Origin of the sequence: Blautia sp. OF09-25XD (assembly GCF_003482095.1) — a bacterium.
Lineage (GTDB): Bacteria > Bacillota > Clostridia > Lachnospirales > Lachnospiraceae > Fusicatenibacter > Fusicatenibacter saccharivorans.
The window spans coordinates 1-1,326 of record NZ_QUMG01000048.1 but is presented as its reverse complement, the minus strand read 5'-3'; the positions used below and the strand labels follow the sequence as shown (position 1 = coordinate 1,326).

1 protein-coding gene is annotated in these 1,326 nt (G+C 44.0%); it reads right to left on the bottom strand.

The genetic code is table 11. The annotated features are described in order from the left end of the window. Positions 1–34: 34 nt before the first annotated feature. Positions 35–1,222: a transposase gene (locus DXA93_RS17525; protein ID WP_238046251.1), complete on the bottom strand. Its 1,188-nt coding sequence runs from the start codon at positions 1,220–1,222 to the stop codon at positions 35–37. Between the last annotated feature and the right edge of the window lie 104 nt (positions 1,223–1,326).

Sequence of the window (1,326 nt, the reverse complement as noted above, 5' to 3'; positions counted from 1 at the left end):
CTATAAATGAGCAAATATCGAATTTTGCACAAACTTATCCCACAAACTTAAAAGCTTCTTCGAATGAGGCGCTGCTTTTTATGAGGCGGTACAGGTTTGCAAACTGTTCCTGCTTTAGCTGCTGCTTCAAGGATGCGTATCCCTCTTCGAATGTGCAGTAGTTTCCAGAATGCATACAGCACAAATAGTGGACCAACGACATGATCAGCCAATACCTTTGGATTCCCTGACGGGATCGGATTTGATAACTATCCAGCGCAAGTTTACTTTTGCTCTGCCGGAAAAATAATTCAATCGGCCACCGTTTCGTATAGGTGTCCAGGATCTCCTGCGTGGATAACTCTGCATTTGTAGAGAGAAATACACGCAATGCTTTGGGATTCCCAAATCCATCCTTCGGATAGCTGAGGATCACCGCTGCATTTGGAATGCCATTCAACTCCCCTTCATAGCGGTATACATAGAATTCACGGCTGCCAACGGTCACGAGGCTGACATCCGGGTCTGTTTTCCGCAAATGAAGGGCAAATGCACTGGCTTTTTGACGGATCCCGCATGGATAAAGGATTCGGTTGGTCTTTAATGCCCCAACCGTATAGAATCCTTTCCGAATAAAACGGTCCATCACTTTTGCAGTAGTATACCAGCTGTCACAAAGAAAGTAGGAAATGACCGGCGCAGCGGGAAGTTCTTCCGCGATCTCCTGTACAATCTGGATCTTTGATCTTGATTTATCGTACAGGATGACTGCATAATTCAGGGTAATCCCGTTGCAGGAAAGCATAACGGAGACAACCTGATGCCCATAATCCTGACAGCCTTTTAAATGTGATTGATGAAAATACGCAGCTTCGATTGGATGAACCGCCTGTGACGAAGGCCGGGTATGTGAAGCAATCGTATCATCCACAATACAGTAAATCGGTTGTCCGGAACGCTGTGCTTCCCTATAAATGGCTTGGAGGATGCTGCTTTTTAAAACATCCTGCAATGCATCGTCCTTCCATTTTCCGTGATTCAGGAAATAAGCGGTCGTTGTCCTGTGGCAATGGCTGACTTCTTGGAAATCAACTGTTTTTCCCCGGTATCCCCGGAGAAAAACAGACAGGATGATGGTCAATAAGTGGTTCAGATACACATCGGATAAAAATAATCCGAGATTTAATGCTTTCAGGTAATTGTAAATATGTTTGGAATGATGTATACTGTTTGCAACGGACACCCCCTTGTTTGAGTGAGTATGTTGTTTGTTGGTACTTCAATTATACATCCTTCTACAGAGGGTGTCTTTCTTTTGTGCAATATTTTGGATTTGCTCATTTATAG